17 protein-coding genes are annotated in these 18,698 nt (G+C 49.3%); 10 read left to right on the top strand and 7 right to left on the bottom strand.

Translation table 11 applies throughout. The features are described 5' to 3' along the window. From MKJ04_RS21565 to MKJ04_RS21545, 5 genes are all read left to right on the top strand, one after another. Nucleotides 1–279: DUF3641 domain-containing protein (locus MKJ04_RS21565; RefSeq protein ID WP_241644093.1), on the top strand; the 279-nt coding region annotated here is incomplete at its 5' end. Nucleotides 280–309: 30 nt separating this feature from the next. Further along, nucleotides 310–1,440 carry an inorganic phosphate transporter gene (locus MKJ04_RS21560; RefSeq protein ID WP_241644092.1) on the top strand — a complete coding sequence of 377 codons (1,131 nt, stop codon included), beginning with the start codon at nt 310–312 and terminating at the stop codon, nt 1,438–1,440. Nucleotides 1,441–1,554: 114 nt separating this feature from the next. Next, the gene (gene arsM, locus MKJ04_RS21555) at nt 1,555–2,526 is read left to right on the top strand and encodes an arsenosugar biosynthesis arsenite methyltransferase ArsM (RefSeq protein ID WP_241644090.1); all 972 of its coding nucleotides are present in this window, start codon (nt 1,555–1,557) and stop codon (nt 2,524–2,526) included. A 100-nt stretch (nt 2,527–2,626) separates the two neighbouring features. After that, complete coding sequence (locus MKJ04_RS21550) at nt 2,627–3,100, top strand: vitamin K epoxide reductase family protein (RefSeq protein ID WP_241644088.1); 474 nt, start codon at nt 2,627–2,629, stop codon at nt 3,098–3,100. Between the two features lie 118 nt (nt 3,101–3,218). Continuing rightward, on the top strand, nt 3,219–4,112 hold the full coding sequence (locus MKJ04_RS21545; RefSeq protein ID WP_241644086.1) for an alpha/beta fold hydrolase: 894 nt from the start codon (nt 3,219–3,221) through the stop codon (nt 4,110–4,112). Between the two features lie 91 nt (nt 4,113–4,203). Here the strand turns inward: MKJ04_RS21545 and MKJ04_RS21540 are convergent, their stop codons facing one another. After that, nucleotides 4,204–4,890, bottom strand: a complete 687-nt coding sequence (locus MKJ04_RS21540; protein ID WP_241644084.1) for a haloacid dehalogenase type II — start codon at nt 4,888–4,890, stop codon at nt 4,204–4,206. Nucleotides 4,891–5,238: 348 nt separating this feature from the next. On the opposite strand from MKJ04_RS21540, the gene MKJ04_RS21535 reads away from it, so the two are divergent. After that, on the top strand, nt 5,239–7,011 hold the full coding sequence (locus MKJ04_RS21535; RefSeq protein ID WP_241644083.1) for a chloride channel protein: 1,773 nt from the start codon (nt 5,239–5,241) through the stop codon (nt 7,009–7,011). Nucleotides 7,012–7,041: 30 nt separating this feature from the next. On the opposite strand, the gene MKJ04_RS21530 is transcribed toward MKJ04_RS21535, so the two are convergent. Next, nucleotides 7,042–7,455 carry a hypothetical protein gene (locus MKJ04_RS21530; protein WP_241644081.1) on the bottom strand — a complete coding sequence of 138 codons (414 nt, stop codon included), beginning with the start codon at nt 7,453–7,455 and terminating at the stop codon, nt 7,042–7,044. 646 nt (nt 7,456–8,101) lie between these two features. Here MKJ04_RS21530 and MKJ04_RS21525 point away from each other — a divergent pair. Further along, nucleotides 8,102–8,638: a YceI family protein gene (locus MKJ04_RS21525; protein ID WP_241644078.1), complete on the top strand. Its 537-nt coding sequence runs from the start codon at nt 8,102–8,104 to the stop codon at nt 8,636–8,638. 431 nt (nt 8,639–9,069) lie between these two features. Here MKJ04_RS21525 and MKJ04_RS21520 read toward each other — a convergent pair whose 3' ends face one another. The 5 genes from MKJ04_RS21520 to MKJ04_RS21500 all read right to left on the bottom strand — a co-directional run bounded on the left by MKJ04_RS21520 (nt 9,070) and on the right by MKJ04_RS21500 (nt 13,780). Continuing rightward, nucleotides 9,070–9,336, bottom strand: a complete 267-nt coding sequence (locus MKJ04_RS21520; RefSeq protein ID WP_241644076.1) for a hypothetical protein — start codon at nt 9,334–9,336, stop codon at nt 9,070–9,072. Nucleotides 9,337–9,554: 218 nt separating this feature from the next. Beyond that, nucleotides 9,555–10,640: an ABC transporter permease gene (locus tag MKJ04_RS21515; RefSeq protein WP_241644074.1), complete on the bottom strand. Its 1,086-nt coding sequence runs from the start codon at nt 10,638–10,640 to the stop codon at nt 9,555–9,557. Next, a complete protein-coding gene (locus MKJ04_RS21510; RefSeq protein ID WP_241644072.1) occupies nt 10,637–11,782 on the bottom strand; it encodes an ABC transporter permease in 1,146 nt (381 codons plus the stop codon). Before MKJ04_RS21510 ends, MKJ04_RS21515 begins: the two co-directional genes overlap by 4 nt. Nucleotides 11,783–11,790: 8 nt before the next feature. Beyond that, nucleotides 11,791–13,428, bottom strand: coding sequence for an ABC transporter substrate-binding protein (locus tag MKJ04_RS21505; protein ID WP_241644071.1), 1,638 nt, complete (start codon nt 13,426–13,428; stop codon nt 11,791–11,793). Between the two features lie 163 nt (nt 13,429–13,591). Beyond that, nucleotides 13,592–13,780 carry a hypothetical protein gene (locus tag MKJ04_RS21500; protein ID WP_241644069.1) on the bottom strand — a complete coding sequence of 63 codons (189 nt, stop codon included), beginning with the start codon at nt 13,778–13,780 and terminating at the stop codon, nt 13,592–13,594. A 312-nt stretch (nt 13,781–14,092) separates the two neighbouring features. On the opposite strand from MKJ04_RS21500, the gene MKJ04_RS21495 reads away from it, so the two are divergent. The 3 genes from MKJ04_RS21495 (at nt 14,093) to MKJ04_RS21485 (ending at nt 18,475) form a co-directional block, all read left to right on the top strand. Next, the gene (locus MKJ04_RS21495) at nt 14,093–15,577 is read left to right on the top strand and encodes a hypothetical protein (protein ID WP_241644067.1); all 1,485 of its coding nucleotides are present in this window, start codon (nt 14,093–14,095) and stop codon (nt 15,575–15,577) included. Between the two features lie 13 nt (nt 15,578–15,590). After that, the gene (locus tag MKJ04_RS21490) at nt 15,591–17,084 is read left to right on the top strand and encodes a hypothetical protein (protein WP_241644065.1); all 1,494 of its coding nucleotides are present in this window, start codon (nt 15,591–15,593) and stop codon (nt 17,082–17,084) included. A gap of 62 nt (nt 17,085–17,146) precedes the next feature. After that, nucleotides 17,147–18,475: an MFS transporter gene (locus MKJ04_RS21485; protein WP_241644063.1), complete on the top strand. Its 1,329-nt coding sequence runs from the start codon at nt 17,147–17,149 to the stop codon at nt 18,473–18,475. Nucleotides 18,476–18,698 lie beyond the last annotated feature (223 nt).

Below are 18,698 nucleotides of genomic sequence, written 5' to 3'. Positions count from 1 at the left end.
AACTACGAGGGCTACATGCTCAAACTCATCGAGGCCTTTAACCCGGTGGCCGCCGAGGGGGTGATGTGCCGCAACACGGTATCGGTGGGCTGGGACGGCTACCTCTACGACTGCGACTTTAACCAGATGCTGGAGCTGAAGGTGGCCAAGGGCGCGCCGCAGCACATCCGGGAGTTTAACGTGGCGGCGCTGGACCAGCGCAGCATCGTGCTCAACCAGCACTGCTATGGCTGCACGGCAGGGGCCGGATCCAGCTGCGGCGGCGAAACCGTGAAATAACTATATGCAGTACAAACTCAGCTTGCGGATATGATCCTGGTACTTCTTTTTCTTGGGGCAACCTTCCTGGCCTACAGCAACGGCGCGAACGATAACTTTAAAGGGGTGGCCACGCTTTTTGGGAGCGGCACCACCACCTATAAAAGCGCCATCCGGTGGGCAACCATCACCACCTTTATGGGCTCTATTGCCGCCATTTTCCTGGCTGGTATGCTGGTAAAGAATTTTTCAGGGAAAGGGCTGGTGCCCGATGAACTGCTTCAGGGGCCTGAGTTTGCTATAGCCGTGGCACTGGGTGCTGCCATTACGGTGTTTATCGCCACGAAGGTGGGTATGCCGGTTTCCACCACGCACGGCTTGGTGGGTGCCCTGTTCGGAACAGGGGTGGTAGCCATTGGCTCCTCGTTTAACTTCGCAAAACTGGGCAGCACCTTCATCGTGCCGCTGCTGGTGAGTCCGTTGATGGCGGCTGTGCTCAGTTTGGTGGCCTACTTTATCTTCAGTAAACTTCGGGCAAAGCTGGGATTCACAAAAGAGACCTGTGTGTGTGTAGGCAAGGAGTTTGTGCCGGTGAGTCAGCTCGCCACCAACGGGAACACGATGCAGGCCGTAGCCACGCGCAACAACGCTACCGTACGCATAGACAAGCAGGAAAACTGCATCGATGTATACCAGGGGAGTTTTCTGGGCATTAACATGCAGCGCGTGCTGGATGCTGCTCACTTTTTTAGTGCCGGGGTGGTAAGCTTCGCCCGCGGCCTGAACGACACACCCAAAATAGCGGGACTGTTGCTGGTGATCCATGCCTACGACATTAAGTGGGGCATCGGCGCCATCGCGGTCGCCATTGCCGTGGGTGGCCTTTTAAACGCACGAAAGGTGGGCATCACCATGAGCAAAAAAATAACCGGCATGAACCACGGGCAGGGCTTTACGGCAAATCTTATCACGGGCTTGCTGGTTACCACAGCCAGTATACACGGCCTCCCGGTTTCTACCACGCACGTTTCGGTCGGGTCTATCTTTGGCATTGGCACCGTGACACGCAAGGTGAACTACCGCGTGGTTTCCAATATTCTGCTGTCCTGGGTCCTGACTTTGCCTGTGGCAGCCCTGGTTGCCGGCGCGATTTATTGGGTGTTAACCACTTTTGTGGTATAAAGAGGTTGAGTTTAAACTTCGCTTTCAAAACCAAATTTATACATGCCTTACTTATAACTTTGATATCCGGTTTATACCCCATTTATTCAAGAAAAATCTAACACAACAATACGTATGAGTAATTATTTAGAGGCCGCCAAACTGGTTTACGAAGACGCCGCCAATAACCCCCAAAAAGGGCTTTGCTGTACCACCACGCCCGTATGGCAACTTCCGGAGTTGCATGTGCCGTCTAAGATGCTGGAGATGAATTACGGTTGCGGCTCCACGGTGAACCCACGCGACTTGAGCCATAACCCATCTGTGCTGTATGTAGGTGTTGGCGGAGGTATGGAATTGCTGCAGTTTGCGTATTTCTGCCGCAGGCCGGGCGCCGTGATCGGCGTGGACCCGGTGGACAGAATGCTGGATGTTTGCAGAGAGAACCTGCAGGAAGCCGAAAAGAAGAACGCGTGGTTTCAGAAAGACTTCGTGGAGCTTCGGAACGGAGACGCCCTGGACCTGCCCGTTGCGGACGAAACGATTGATGTGGCCGCACAGAACTGCCTTTTCAACATCTTCAAGAAGGATGAGTTAAAGCAAGCCCTTTCTGAAATGTACCGTGTCCTGAAGCCGAATGGCCGCCTGGTGCTCTCAGACCCTACCAGCGAAGACGAGATGTCGGAGAGCCTGCGCGAAGACGACCGTTTGCGTGCCCTGTGCCTGAGTGGGGCGCTCCCGCTGCAGGAGTATATCGACATGATCACGGCGATCGGTTTCGGAACGGTGGAGGTCAGGGCGAAGCGCCCTTACCGCGTGCTGGCCCCCGGGCAGTATGATACCGATAAAGTCATCTTTATAGAGAGCGTGGAGATTTGCGCGATCAAAGACCCGATGCCAGCTGACGGCCCTTGCGTATTCACGGGCAAGCATGCGGTATACTATGGCAATGAGGAGTTCTTCGACGACAGACAAGGCCATACCCTAGTGCACAACCAGCCGCTGGCCGTGTGCGATAAAACTGCCGCGGCGTTAGCTAACCTGGGCCGCAACGATATTTTCATCACCGGGTCCACTTACTTCTACGATGGCGGCGGCTGTTGCTAAAACGGTGGCTGGAGTTTGGTTTTTCACGCAGATCAGATTTTGAACACTCTCGCCGGCTTTAGCCGTATGCATTAACGCGAATCATATACTAAAAACACACATGGGGAATAAAAAATCAGTTATTGATAAAATAAGAAAAGACAAAAGCACCGCAACCGAAAACCGAAGAGACATAGCCGCTTTGGCCGCCGCCGGGCTGGTAGACTTCAGCTTGATTTCTTTGCTGCAAATGGGCTACTTTAAAAAGCTGCCAGACCTTCCGGGCAAGGTGTTCGACACCGTGAAAGTAAACACGTCGAAAGACGCCGTTTTGCTCGGATTGCCCGACGGCGTCATCAGCCTGGGTGCCTATACCCTGACCATGCTGCTGGCCATGGCGGGATCGCGGTTTAAGAAGCGCTCCCGGCTCCTTAACCTGGCGCTTGGTGCCGTGCTGGTGGGGCAGGCGGCAGGAGCCGCGCAGTATATGTATAAAATGGCCTTTGTTCAGAAAAAGGTCTGTATATACTGCGTTACCGGGGCAGCCATCAATTTTGCCGCGCTCAAACCAGTGTATACACTGCTCAAAAAATAAAGGGGTATGGCCCGGTTGCTTCCGCAATGAAAGCAACCGGGCCATACCCCTTTATTTCGCACATATTGCTTTCAAGCTGTTTCGTTGGAGGCTATACTGAACCATTAAAACTGTGACTATGAAAACTGAAAAAAACAAGCGCTCTGTTGAAGAGGTTATCGAGCAGCACAAATCCTCCGGGAAATTTATCGACGTAGACGGTATAAATACGTTCGTGCTGGACAAAGGGGAAGGCGAGGTGGTTTTTTGCATCCACGGCGTGCCTACTTCCTCTTACCTTTACCGAAAAGTAATCGATTCGCTGGCTGCCAAAGGTATGCGCGGCGTGTCCATCGACTTGCCGGGGCTGGGCTTGTCTGACAGGCCCAAGGACTTTGAGTATACCTTCCATACCTTTGCCCGTTTCTGTGCAAGGGCCGCCGAGGTGTTGGGCATCCAGAAATATCACCTGCTCATCCACGACATCGGCGGGCCAATCGGTTTTGCCATGGCAGCGGAGAATAAGCAAAAAGTCCTCTCCCTCACTATTCTGAACACCTGGATCGAGGTAGATAAATTCAAGAAACCCCTGCCCATGCGCCCTTTCGAAATGCCGGTGCTAGGGGAGGCAGAGCTCCTGACCATTACCCACCCGACCTGGTACCTGCTATTCTCGCAAATGGGCGTTAACCATGCCGATGCCCTTCCGAGGGAGGAAGTGGATGCCTACGTGGACCTGCTCAAACGGGAGGACGACGGCAAGGCTTTCCTGAAAATCATGCGGCACTTTGAAAAATCTGATGAGTTTAAGAAGCTCTGTTACCAGGCCGTCGAGAACGTGCCATACCCCATTCAGGCTGTTTGGGGCGCTGATGACCCGGCGCTGGATTACGATCATTTTGGCAATGAGATAAAGCAGGCGGCAAATCTGGATACGGTCCATAAACTGGCCTCCAGGCACTTTCTGCAGGAAGAGAAATGGGAGGAAATAGCGGATCTGGTGGTGAAGCAGGCATCGACTAGAGGCGCTTAATTTAATCTCAGCACAATCAAAAACAGAAAAGCCCGGTGTATATAGGATATGCACCGGGCTTTTCTGTTTCATAGGTATACTGCTCGTCTCGCTACAAGGCACTGAGTTTTTCAGCGATGGGCTGCAGGGTGTTGCCAACCAGCTGCGGCTTAGGTGAGAGCGGGTATAGCGCCTGGCCTTCGCGGGCAATAAACGCTGCCTGCATGCCCGCCTGGAGTGCCCCGGCCATGTCCCAACCGTGCGCCGCGATCAGCATGGCCTCCGCTGGCTTCACGTTTGCTTTTGCCAATGCCTGCTTGTAGGTGTCCGGGTGCGGCTTGTACTTGCGCGTGGCGTCGATGCTCATCAGCTCCTCAAAATACTCTGTCAGGCCAGCCGACTTCATCTGCTGGGTCACCACCTCGTGCGTGGAGTTGGTGAGTGTGATCATGCGGTAGCCAGCGCTTTTCAGCTTTTTCAGACCGGGTATAATGTCCGGGTGGGGCGGAAGGCTCTTGATCATGCCGAGCAGCTCGGGCACTTTCGATTGCTCGATTGTCTTGCCCAGCTTGTCTTCCGTCATCTTCATGGCTGCCTTGCCGATGGTCCCGAAGTCGTGATAACTGTCAGTCACGGTGTCTACGAGGGAGTATTGCAGCATCAGCGCGAACCATTGCTGGAAGGCAAACTCATGGCCGAATGCCGTGTTGATGGCCTTTTTCATACCGCTTAGGTCGAGCATCGTCTCGTTCACGTCGAATATAAGCAGTTTTGGTTTTGTTAGAGGAGTATCGCTCATGGTGTTGATCGTTTCAGGTAAAGTGTTTGTAAACGCAGCCGCGGGCAGGAGGGCACCAGCGCTCAGGGCTGCAAATTTTTGTAAAAATATTCTTCTGTTTCTTTTCATGTCAGGCTAAGTTGCTTGAAGGGTATACTCCATAAACGGAGGCACTGTTCGGAGCACGCGCGATTGCACCGGATCAAAACAAAATTTATACATGCGCCTTAGGCAATCAGTAGGCTTGGCAGGGTATCGAAAAAGTGGCTATAAAGGAGGGTATGGACATAATGGTCCAAAGAAGCAGTAAATTCTTGTTTCGCTTCGATGCAAATTTCGTAGCTTACGCTGCAGGGCAACTCCACAGTTATGAAGCACAAATTAAACCGTTACCAACTCGCTTTTTTCAGGTGGCGCCGGAGGCAGAGCAATAACCGCATCATGCCTTTTGTGCTCAGCGTAGTGGTGGGGCTGATTGTGGGGCTTTCAGCGATTCTCATCAAAACCATCATCTTTTACATTGAGCAGTACGCGGTATACTTTGCCCCAAGTCTCCTCAACTTCCTGCTGCCCCTGATCGGCTTCGTGCTCGTTACGTTCCTGAACCGCAACGTATTCTCCCAAACTGCCTTCTTCAACGGGGCCCGCAACGTGATCGACGCGATTGAGAACAATGCCTCCATCATCAGGTTCAGGCTAATCTACTCAAAATTCATCACCACCGGCCTGACCATTGGCTTTGGGGGCAGCTCCGGTGTGGAGGCAGCTATCATTTCCAGTGGGGCGGCTGTGGGCTCCAACGTGGGGCGGGTACTGGGGCTGGGCTATCGCCTCCGCACACTCCTGATCGGGTGCGGGGTGGCGGCGGGTATTTCGGCGGTCTACAATGCCCCGATGGGCGGGTTTATCTTTGCCCTCGAAACGATCCTGCCTGAGTTTACGCCCACCCTCCTGATTCCGCTGCTGGTGGCCGCTGCCGCCGGGAAGATTCTCTATGAGTTCATTATGGGGCAGCACCTGCGCTTCGAGGTGCCGCTCTCAGACTTTGTGTATGAGCAGATTCCGCTGGTCATCCTGCTGGGGGTGCTGGGCATGCTCATGTCAAGTTACCTGCTGAAGACCTACAGCTTCTGCTCGGTGTATTTTTCCAGAATCAAAAACGCGTACTTTCGGGCTGTGGTGGGCGGAGTGGCGCTGGGCAGCATCATTTACCTGCTGCCGCCCATGTATGGCGAGGGGTATGTGAGCATCAACGCGCTGCTCAACTCTGAGGAGCGCTCCCTGATCGTGAACTCGCCGCTCTCGGCCCTGTCTGACTCTGCGTGGTTTAACCTGTTTTTTTTCTTTCTCATCACAATGGTGAAACCCCTGAGCACCGGCATCTGTGTGAACTCCGGGGGGGAGGGGGGCTACTTTGCCCCGTCGATCATCACGGGGGGATTGCTTGGTTTCCTTTTTTACAAAGTAACCTCGCTAATCTTTCCTTTTTATGATCTCAACGCGTCCACGTATATGTTCCTGGGTATGGCAAGCGTTTTCGCCTGCATCATGAACGCGCCCGTCACCGCCATATTCCTTGTTGCGGAGATCACGCAGAGCTATCAGCTTTTTGTACCGTTGATGCTGGTCTGCGCCGTGTCGTATTTCCTGAAATACTATGTCGAGAACCTGAGCAAGAGCGTGGTGCAGCCTGCCGGACTGAGCAAAGCCCTGCGTGTAGACCGGATTCTGCTCAACCAGTTGGATATCAGCAAGCTTGTGGAGAAGGGGAACTTCCAGCCGCTGCACGAAGACGCCTCGCTCCGGACGGTGGTAGAGCACTTCTCTACTGCGAACCGGGACGTGCTGCAAGTGCTGGACCAAAAGGGGATGCTCGTTGGGGTGATTCGGCTGAACGATATGCGCAAGCAGCTCGGTGATGTGTCGAATTACGATACCGTTTTAGCCCGCGACCTGATGCAGCCGCCCACCCTTACCGTGGAGATAGACGAACCAGCCGCAGAAGTCCTCGACAAGTTCGACAAAAGCAAGCTGTGGTCGCTGCCGGTGGTGCGCAATGGCAAGTTCAAAGGCTTTATCTCTAAAAGCAGGCTCCTGACGCAGTACCGCAACGAACTGACGCGCGTGAACCGGTTTTTCTAGCTGCGGCAAGGCCTGCCTGCTCAGCGCCTGTTAATTGCTGATGCCCGAGGTATAGGCGTCTATTTCCTCTTCTTTTTCCTGGAGTGTGGAATAGGCAAACTTGGTGAGCACGTCCCCGGCCATCGCCGTCATCACACCCACAATGCGGGCCTGGCTGATTACTTCTTTGTCCCAGTCGGCGGCGATAACCACGAGCACATACCCATTATAAGGCGTTAGGTCGATGAGGTTGGGGATGGGGCTTGGCCATTTGCCAGCCGTGAGGCTGTAGTTCCCCTGTTCCCAACGCGGCGGCGATTCCAGCTTGTCCTGAGAGGCCTGAAAGAATCCGTCGGACACGGGGCCGATAAACAGAGCGCTTTCCTCGCGCAGGGCGTTTGGCACTACGGCAATTGGGTGAGGCAAGAGGGTTGGGTTCTCAATTTTGTCTGCTGTTTTTTCCATTGTAGTTGTAAAAGTAGGTTCGTAAGAAATCAACACCATTCGAATGTGTAATGGTTCTTTGGGTATCAGAGTCTCCCTGCTTGCCAATCTCCCCGAAAAGATTGCCAGCTAGCGCTGCCGGTAAATTGCGATGCGCTTTCAGAATATCAATACGGACATTCAGCATCAAGTATACCTATTTTTATTTCCATCCGTGCCAGGGATGGTTTTTTCAAAACTGCTTTTCCTGCGAACTGTTTGGTGTCGGGCGAGCCCGTATCTATAGTAGCGCTTCTCTTTGGGGCAGAAGTGAAATGAGGAATGTATAAATCCTATAGCTATAGCTGGCAGCACGCAAAAAGGGAAACATGATGCTGTGATCTGATAAAAGGGTATAAATTAGTGATATAAAGAAAATTAACATCGCGCCAATTCCCGCACTCACGTTATACGCAAAACTTCATACCCTATTACCCTGCAGGCTAATTTGGCGCAATACAAAGCCTTTGCAAGCGCGACCTTTCATCCAAGAATCCGAGAAAGGCAAGTAGAGCAGGGGAAAGGCGGAACAATTTAAATATTTTATATGTATATACATTAAATGTATGTACGTTTGTATAACGTATTTTCATTCCATACCAGATTACTAACCTTAAAAGCGAATAGCATGGCAAATGTAAAATGGGTAGTAGACCCAACGCACAGCGAAGTACAGTTTAAAGTAAAGCACCTGATGATCACGACTGTGACCGGGTATTTCAACACGTTTCATGTGACGGCGGAGACCGACGATGAGAATTTCAGCGGAGCCCATGACATCGTGTTTACCACAGACGTGAACTCCATCAGCACCAACAACGAGCAGCGTGACACGCACCTGAAATCGCCGGACTTTTTTGATGCGGAGCAGCACAGTGAGATTCGGTTTGTAGGCACCAAGTATGAGAACGTAGGGGGAGAGGATTTCAAACTGCATGGCGACCTCACCATCAGGGATATAACCAAGCCTGTTACGCTGAATGTTGAATTCGGTGGCATTGTGGTAGACCCGTATGGCCAGACGAAAGCCGGCTTCACTGTGTCGGGCAAGATCAGCCGCAAAGACTTCGGCCTGACCTGGAACGCCGTGACGGAGGCGGGCAGCGTGGTGGTGAGCGATGAAATTAAACTGCACGCTGAAATACAGTTGGTAAAACAAGCCTAAGCCTGTTGCCTTGTAGCGCAAAGCGACTGGTAAATACGGTGTTTGCCAGTCGCTTTATGCTGTTTATACCTGTGGCGCCAGAGGCTTTCTCTGATAACGGCCTCTTGTGTGTATGGTAAAGGGCGATGGGTATGAATGCTCTCAGGTATTACATCAAATAACATATCCCAAAACGGAGTCTATTAAATACTTCCGCTGAGAGAGGGTTAAAGGACATCGGCTGGTTGAAAAGCAATATCGGGTTAACGCAATGTGAGGCAATAAGCAAAGGCTGATCTCTAAAGATGCTGGGAGCCTATAAAAACAATAGCCCTGTAGGGGGGACTACAGGGCTAATTGCCTAATCTAAACACAAACAACCAACAAATAATTTTTAACCAAATGTTTTAGTGCAGCCGTATGAGGGGCGCTGCATGTATAAATGCTAATTTTTAGTAGCGAATAAAGGGCGCTGTAAGGCTGATGGCATGCCCATTGTCGGCGAAGCCCACAAAGTAGTCGCCGATGAAGATGCCTGCTCCATTGTTTACCGCGCTTGCCACTTCCACATGGTGCACCATATGGCCATCAATGGTAGCGTATCCTACCAGTTCCTCTTCCTGAGTGCCCGCTCGAAGCGTGGCGATAGCAGAGAGGCAGGTGCTTTTGTAGCAATTTCCAACTGTTTTCTGGGGCGATGCAGTAAACGTTACGTTCATATGTCGAGGAGCTTATTTTTTAACACGTAACAATTTTACAGAGGTCTGCTTTAAAAGAACAGGAATATTCGCAAGTGCAGGTAACATGAATAATTATCAAGACTTTCTTGCATTATAAACTGTAAGTGCAGCCAATGTTATGAGAATCACATGGTATTGATGCCCTCAGGCAAAAGGCGTTTTAAATTTCTGTTCGGAAAAACGCCAAAAGTAACATTTTAGGCAGCGTTTTTTTTGCTGATTATTTTATTTAAATAGTGGCTACAGGTATAAAGTGCCAGAATTGTGAGGGTCAGGAGTGCACCGGGGAAGGCAACGAGCCACCAGGCCCCGGTGTTTGCCCGGATGCTTGCAATGGTTCTGCCCCAGCTAACGAGGTCAGAAGGCACGCCGATATTAAAAAAGGATAAGGTAGATTCGAGGGCTAGCAAGCTGCCAAGCCCAAACGTAAACGCGACCAGTACGGGGCCCAGCAGGTTAGGGGCAGCCTGCCGCCACATCAGCTGCCATGAATTCAAGCCAATACTTCTTGCTGCCTCAAAGTAAGGAAGTTGCTTAATACGCATAAGCTCAGCTCGTGCCAGGCGGGCTGTGTTCGTCCAAAGGGTCAGGACGATGATCAGGGACAGGAGTGGGACCGAGGGCGGCGTAAAGGAAGCCAGCACCAGTATGAGCACAAACCTAGGAATAGTAGACATCGTCTCCGTCAGGCGCAGCACCAGTTGGTCAAGGGGTATGGCTACGCTTTCCCGAAGAAATTGAACCCGCTTACTAAGAATTGCCAAAACCGCTGAAAGTAACATGGGCAGTGCTATACCCATACCCATACTGGCGGCTATTTTTCCGGCACCCTGATCGGCGACTGCTAATTGAAGGGGCAGATAGACCCCATAGTAACTCATACTTGCCATACCGAAAACCAGCACCAGCATACCTCTGCGGCGCAGGGAAAGGCCAGTGTCCCCGAAAAAACCAGCCACCATGCCCAGCGCCAACCCAAGCAGCGTAGCGAGCACCATAACGGGCACACTGATGAAAAAGGCTGTGCGGATGCCATGCAGGACGTTGGCCAGCACGTCCCTTCCTAGTCCGTCGGTGCCCAGGTAATGCGATTGGACTGAGAATGGTTTCGAAAAAGGTGCCTGGTATAGGTGTGCCAGGTCGAGCTGGTTGGGGGTATAGGCCAGCGGGAGCCAGGGTAATAGCAGCGCAAGCAGCAGCAAGAGGCATAGAAAAGACGCCGCGCCCCTGAATATCAGGTTTTCCGCCCACAGTATCTGGATATCTTTTCGCAGCTGCCTCATTGCGTCTGTTGTCTGATGCGCGGGTCAGCCCAGGCATAGGCGATATCGGCCATCACGAAAGCCACAATCCGGAAAGCGGCGATCAGCAGCACGATGCCGGTCAGCACCGGGTAGTCGCGCGAAAGCACGGCCTCTATAAGCATGCGCCCAATACCGGGCACTGCAAAAATAGTCTCTACGATAAAGGTGCCCGTAACCAGGGCAGGTATAAAATCAGACACAATGGTGATGATGGGCAGCAGTGCGTTGCGGAGGGCGTGGCCACGGACAACGGCCGATTCGCCTAGCCCTTTCGCCCTGGCCGTGCGTGCAAAGTCCGCCTGCATTGCCGTATGAAGCGAGGCGTATACCTGGTTGGTTAGGTAAGGAAGATTAAACAGCACCAGGCACAGCATTGGCAAGGCCATGTAGTAGGCTCGCTGGACCATCTCCTGCCAGGCGGTTAGCTGATCGGGGGTATAATACCCCATACCGTACACCGGAAACAACTGCAAAAAATCGGGATTGGCGAGGAATACCAGTAACAGCAGGGCAAGCACAAAAGACGGCACACTGTCGGTGATAAACAAAAACGGCAGCAACGCTCTCCGCAGCCATTTTCCCTTCTTCCGGATCATCTGGATACTCAATTCCAACGCCAAGGCAAAGGTGAGCACCATACTGATGAGCAGCAGCCAGAAGGTGTTCCCGATTGCCTCGAGCAAACTTTCAGTTACGGGCCTACTGGTTCTGTACGATTCCCCAAGGTTGCCGTGCAGCGCCCCCACCAGCCACTGGTGATACTGGTTTTGGCTGCCATGCCAGCTGACCGATGGAGTGAGGTAAGCAAAAGATCGCTGACGATCCTGTATTTGGCTACTTTCCGCAGGCAGTTTGTTTTGAGCCGCAGGAAGACCGTTGGCAGGTGCAACACTTAAATAGAACAAGGGCAGGTCTAGCCCTGTCCTTTTCATATATAATGTATAGGCTGCCTGCTTGTCTGCCTCAGTTCCTTTGCTATAGTAACCGGGAGCGTTGTTCTGAAGCAAGCGCTCGGAGGCAAAAGTGCCGGGTAGCATCCTGCTCAGCAGAAACACCGCTGTGGCCAGAGCCCATAGCGCAGGAATCGCCAGTAGAAGTCGCTTAAGCAGAAAAGGCCACATGCCGGGAGTTATTCTTTGAGGGTGAAGGCGCTCACATCGTAGTTTGGCTTCAGCCCGGATATTTTGAGGTTGCCAAACCGTTTATGCACGGCAAGCCTATCCTTTAGGTAGAACAGCGATACAAAAGCGGCCTCCTCGTGCAGTATCTCCTGCAAACGCTTTAGAAGTTTGGCCTTCACCTCGGGTGTGGTTGCTTTATTGATTGCGTCCAGGATGTTATCGCTTTCTTCCGTTCCAAACCCGCTTACGTTCATTCCCCCGGTTTCGGCGTGGCTCGTGTGCAGCAGCGGCCTGAAATTCAGGACAAACGGGTTGCCAGAGATAGACCGGAAGAACATGTCGTAGGTATGCGCTTTGAGTTTCTGGCTGAGCAGACTGTTCTCCATTGCCTGCAGCTGCACCGGTATCCCCAGTTCAGCCGCGCTCTGCTGAAAGATAAGGGCGGCGTTCTCGTAACTGCTGTTGCCCGCCCGATAGTTTATCTCGATGGTCAGCTGTTCCCGGCTTCCGTTTATGATTTGAACCCAGCCGTCCTGTTCTTGCTCCCAGCCGGCCGCAGCAAGCAGCGCTTTCGCCTTTTCGACATTATAGGTATAGGGCCTGAGCTGATCGTTGTAATACGCGGTGAGGGTAGGGGGGACAGGGCCAACGGTTGGGGTGGCATAGCTTTGCTGCGAAGCCGCTATGATGTTTTCGATATCCAGCAAATGCACGATGGCCTGGCGGGTACGCTTGTCCGCAAACTTTGCATGTCGCGAATTGATACCGGCATAAATAAACTCGTAGGTATCCGGCGCAAACAGGGCATAGTCTTTCTTGAAGGCACTGTCCTGCCGCATGCGGTCGAACTCAGTAGCTGCTATGTCCCCCAATACATCCAGCTGCCTGCTTCTGAGGGCAAGTATAGCCGTGGTGTTATCCGGGATAACCTGAAAGCTGATGCGTTCCGGATGCACAGCCACATAAGGTGCGTCTGGCAACTCGTTTCCCCACCAGTTGCTTTTTCGCTTTAGCGTCAGGTAGCGGCCACTTTCCCAGCGTTCCAGCACATACCCGCCGCTACCTTGCAGCATCTGCGTGCTATGCCCATACTCCTGGGAGTTGAATCTGTCGGCAAATGCGATCAGGTTCCCGTTGTTTTCAAGCTCGGAAAAGCTTTCGTTAAGTGCTGCTACCTCAATCGGTAGCAGCAAAGCATCAGGATCGAAAAGGTGCGCTGGGAGTATGAAAAAATCTCCTGTCAGCAATTCCATCTCCGGAGCATAGCCCTTGCACACCAGCGTGAATCGCTTGGGAGCAGTGACATCTACCCGGATGTCCTGTATAAACTGCACCTGAGGCTTCAGGAACTCGTTGTTCAACAACGGGGCCTTCAATACCTTCAGGGTAAAGGCAACGTCTGCCGCTGTTACCGGCGAACCATCAGCCCAGGAAGCTTCCTCCCTGATCTGGTAGGTAAAGAGTGTCACCGAATCCTGGCGCTCTACCTGCGGCATCGCTGCTGCCAGGCAAGGCTTCACCTGATTGTCCGCCAGGTCTGCGACCAAAAGGCTCTGAAACAGCAAGTTGACTATCTGCAGAGCCCCCACATCGCTGTAGCTGACCGGGCTTAAGGTTTCCGGGTCTACTGCCAGTCGTACACGCACCTCTTCCGGGGCCCGTGTAGGCTTGCTGCAACACGACAGTATTATTAATAAGCTTACTAAGTATAACCTGAAATTCCTCATTAACTTCCCCTTTGTCAAAAGACCATACGTAAGGGCAAGTTAGAGAAAAAAGGGATGATCGTGAATGCTAAGAGGTCACTAATTATTCTCCACCATTAGTCCACGTAGATGTGCCACCCATGACAGTAGCTGTTGAGGCAGTTGTTGTAGTTGTAGGCTTTGTGTCCTTAGGGGCTGTTTTAGTTTCAGTTGCTACTCCGCCTAAGCTGATTAAGATTGTAATTATTAATGCTATCATTTTCTTTATTGTTTTAGGATTAATATCTATCACAAAGTTGAGCTAGTTTGCTCATCCTTAAAAGGAATAAATTACACAATAAGTAACTGTGTATATTTAAATTTTAAATTTGTTTAATTAAATATAGTGTAAGTTGATTTGACCCATTATTACTTTATTTGCAATACTTTCGGACTACAAACTATTTTAAAGTAACATAATCGTTACTTTGTTTAAGTAAATATTCGTTAATTATATTTAATTTTAAACCCATCTTTATGACTAAAAGTAACATTTAAGCATTTCACTTTTTTTTGTGTTATTCTATTTGAATAGTTGCCCTTTTTGTTATTTCATATATTTATCATGGAAGAATTGTCCAAGATTGCAAAGTTAGTAACTAATAGCGTTAACCTAAGTTTAGTATTACCGATTGAAAATGGTCGAACTAGCAAGGAGGATGCTTTGTATGAGGGTATAAAAAATGGGGAATATGAATCTGATGAAGCTGCTGCTCAAAGCCTTTATAGTTCATCTGCCAATGATGTGCGCTATAAGATGTTAAAACATCGGCTTAAGAAAAAATTACTAAACAACTTACTTTTCTTAGACTATGCTAAAGCTGGTTTAAAAAACTACGCAAAAGAACAAGCCTGCCATACGATGCTCCAACAGGCATACACTTTGAGAATCAGCTACGAGTTTGATGTTGCCTTATCCTTAATAAATAAAATAATGGCGATAGCTGAGAAATATGATTATACAAATCATAAGGTTACAGCGCTTGAACTAGCTGTTGCTTGTTATTCTGAAATGGGTAATTCAAAGCTTTTCAATAAAACATTAGCTACTCTGGATGATATAATGTCAAAGAGAAACGCTGAGTTTAAAGCATTGATGATTTTTCAAAGTGTAAACGTAAGCTTAAAGAACTCTATAACAGCTAGGAAACGATTACTCCCAAAACTCCCTAAAATAATAGAGGACTTAAATTCGCTCTGGCGAGAAGCACAGACCTTTGTCGCCTTTGATGCATATTACAAAACATCCATCTCCTACTATGAATTGACCGGAAGCTTTGACAAAATTGTTGAAATGACCATAAACGCAGAGAAATGGGCTGCGCAGGGTGTGATTAATCCCCTAAGGTTCAAATCAAATTACAATAAATTCGTTTTAGTATATGCACATTTAAGAAGTAAGGATTATTCAAATGGGTTACTCTACGCTGAAAAATTTGTTACTGAATTTAAAGAAGGAGCTGTGAATTGGTTTGCCTATATGGAGAATTACTTTCTTTTAGCTTTGCATTCAAACCAATTCTCTATTTGTAGCCTCCTTCTTCATAAAGTATTATCAAACAGTTCTTTTTATCGGATTTCAAATATAGCGAAAGAAAGATGGAGTCTTTATCAGGCTTATTATAGAATAATTAGCCCACATAACAGCACTGACTTGAATCTTCACAAAAACCCCTATAATCTCTCATTACCAGAATACAGCAAAGATAAGCTAGGTTTTAATGTAGCTATCCTTATTTTACAGTTTATATACTTCTTACAGAAAGAAGATTCTGAAGCATTGCTTTATCGAATCGAAAGTTTAAAAAAGTATATATTAACACATTTGAGAGATACTTTTAGTTTAAGAAGTAAGCTGTTCTTAAAGCTTCTTATTCTAACTGTTACCGAAGACTTCGATGCTGATGTTTGCCGTAGTAAAGGACAAAAGCAATATCAAAAACTTATTGATACACCAACCCCAGGAGATGCTTATGCAGAAATTGAGATTGTACCCTACGAGCATCTATGGAAACACATACTTTTCATTCTAGACAATCAAGCTAGTTAAGAAACCAAATTGAATGGAAGATCTTACAAGGCTAGTCAAACTAATACAAAAAAGGGGTAACAAATCTAACCCCTTCGTTAATCTTCAAGATGAGAAAAGTAATGAGACCAGATTGTTCAAGTTGATTGAGCAGGGTGAAGTGGATACTGATGAAGAAGCAGCTCGGGCACTTTACGGAAGTAATAAAGTAGATGCGAATTACCGTATGCTTAAGTCAAGAATTCGGAAAAAGCTTCTCAGGCAATTAAATTTTATAGAATTGCCAAAAGATAAGTTTATTCATAGTAATGTCCAAGCGTGCGAAGTCGATACGGTTATACTCGAGGCGCAAATTCTTATAACTGCAAATGAATACAAAATAGCAGAAAAAGTTTTAAACCAAGCTTTAGAAACAGCTAAAGCTGATGAGTTAAACAAAAGAATTGTTAGGTGCTTAGAACTCAAGCAAGTAATCAATTCTATCATAGGAAGTGATAAAGCATTTACCAAGACAGAGGTTGAACTTCAAAAGTATTATACTTTAGAAGCTAAAGAGCGACTCGCAGTCATGTTGTATCAAAGTGCAAGTGTAGCATTGAAATCCAATATGAAGACACGCAACGAATGGCTTGGCAAACTACCTGCAATTTTACAAGAGCTACAGAAGCTTTGGCAAGAGTCATCATCGTCATCTATATTTAATATGTATAACATATTAAATATTAGTTACTTAGAGCTTTGCGGTGACTATAGTACTATTGCAGGTGCGGTAGAAACTGCTGAGAATTTATTAAGAGATGGGGTTATTCATCCTGGCTGGTATAATAAAAAATATAACTCCTTTATTCGAGTGTACGCTTTACTCCGGACAAAAAAATATGATCAGGGACTGGTACTCGCTGTGGAGTATGCTAAGCTGTTTGATCCTTTATCTGTGAATTGGTTCGCCTTTATGGAGAATTACCTGCTTCTGGCGCTCCATGCCAGAAAATATGCTTTAGCCGGAGAAATCATGCGAGAGGTGATGGAGAATCGGTTTTTGAGCATCATCCAGCAACCAGCAAAAGAGCGTTGGGAGCTTTTCAGGAGGCACTTGGTTTTAATCAGTAATGCCATGCCAGCGCAGCTGCAGATGGAATTGCCAAACGATGTGTTTACCCAACTGGTAGAGCTGCCAAAAGACAAGGCAGGGTTTAACCTGTCGCTGTTTATCCTGAATATCATCGATAGCTTTGCAGTACAGGACGATTTCAACTTTGAGCAACAGGCTGAGCGAATCAGGAAATACGTTCTCAAGTATATGCGCGGGGAGAAGGCGGAGCGCCCCAGATATTTTCTGCGGCTTTTGTTGCTGGCCATTCATAACGACCTGGACGAAGTACGGACGAAAGCGGCCAGCAAGAACCTGTTTGCCAAGCTAAGCAACACGCCCGCCCCCGGCGACGCCTTTGCCGAAGTGGAGATTATACCTTATGAGCACCTTTGGGAGACCGTGCTCTCCATCCTGAGAAAGCGCACGGTTAGCTAACTGTCTTCTTTCGTTTTTCCGCATAGCAGAGGCCAGCAGTATTATTTTTGCTATTTTAGACGATGCAAAAGAACAATCCTACTGTGAGCAGGGCCTGGTGCTTCTACGACTGGGCAAACTCTGTTTACTCGCTGGTCATCACGTCAACCATATTCCCTATATATTTCAGCGCGGTGGCCCGAAACCCTGATGGGTCAGGGGTGGTAAGCTTCCTTGGGTTTGAGCTGGAGAGTTCGGTGCTCTTCACCTATGCCATCTCGGCGGCATTCCTAATCATCGCCGCCCTGAGTCCGTTTCTGACTGCCATTGCCGACTACAGTGGCCGCAAAAAGCTGTTTATGCGGCTTTTCTGTTACCTGGGGGCCTTTTCCTGCGCTGGGCTTTTCTTCTTTACCAAAGAGACTTTTACTATTTCAGTCGTACTGTTTGTGCTTGCCACGATCGGTTACAGCGGCAGCATTGTGTTTTACAATGCCTACCTGCCCGAGATTGCCACCGAAGATCAGTACGACAGGCTGAGTGCGCGCGGTTTTTCGATGGGCTACGTGGGAAGCGTGCTGCTGCTGGTCTTCAACCTGGCCATGATCATGAAGCCGCAGTGGTTCGGCATTGCCCCAGAGAACACCTCGCTTCCGCCGCGCATCGCCTTCCTGAGCACCGGCATCTGGTGGTTTGGCTTCGCGCAATACTCGTTTTACCATTTGCCAGGCAATGTGTATGCCCGCAAGCCGAAAGGAAGCTGGATACTGAACGGCTTTAAAGAGCTCAGGCACGTGCTGGACCAGGTGAAATACCTGCCGCTGCTCAAGCGCTTTCTGCTGGCCTATTTTTTCTACAACATGGGGGTGCAGACCGTGATGTACCTGGCTGCCATTTTCGGGGAGGTGGAACTGCGCCTGCCGAGCGAGGTGCTGATCCTGACGATACTGATTATACAGTTGGTGGCGGTAGCTGGAGCCTATACCTTCTCCAGGCTGTCAGCAAGGTTCGGGAATATCAGGGCGCTGGTTTTTGCCGTGCTTATCTGGATTGGCGTCTGCATCGGGGCCTATTTCACATATACCGAGTTTCAGTTTTACGTGCTGGCCGCCATCGTGGGCTCCGTGATGGGCGGCATACAGTCGCTGTCCCGCTCTACCTACTCCAAACTCATACCCGCCACCACAGTAGACCACGCCTCTTTTTTTAGTTTTTACGATGTGACGGAGAAAGTCTCGATTGTGCTGGGTACGCTGGCATACGGGATGATTGCCTACTATACCGGTTCAATGCGCTACAGCATTCTGGCGCTTATCAGCTTTTTTGTATTAGGGCTGCTGTTCTTGTTGCTGGTACGGGGCAAAAAATCACTGGAAGCTCAGCCAGAAAGCACCCACACCGTGCCCGTATGAATTCATGAGGTATAAATATCCAGTCAAAATAGCTCTGAATTTATACATCTGGTACCAATATCAATTGGTGAGTGCACACAGCCTTGCCTTTAAAGTAGTGTAATTCCCCTCGTGGGGGTAGGGGCCCTCTCGGGAGGGGTAGGGGTGGGTTATTCTGCACAAACACTTACATATGCGCAGAATCTATTTGTTAACGGTATGAATTTATTTATAGGTATAAATC

It is taken from the genome of Pontibacter sp. E15-1 (assembly GCF_022601975.1).
GTDB lineage: Bacteria > Bacteroidota > Bacteroidia > Cytophagales > Hymenobacteraceae > Pontibacter.
This window is presented reverse-complemented; position numbering and strand designations above follow the sequence as displayed.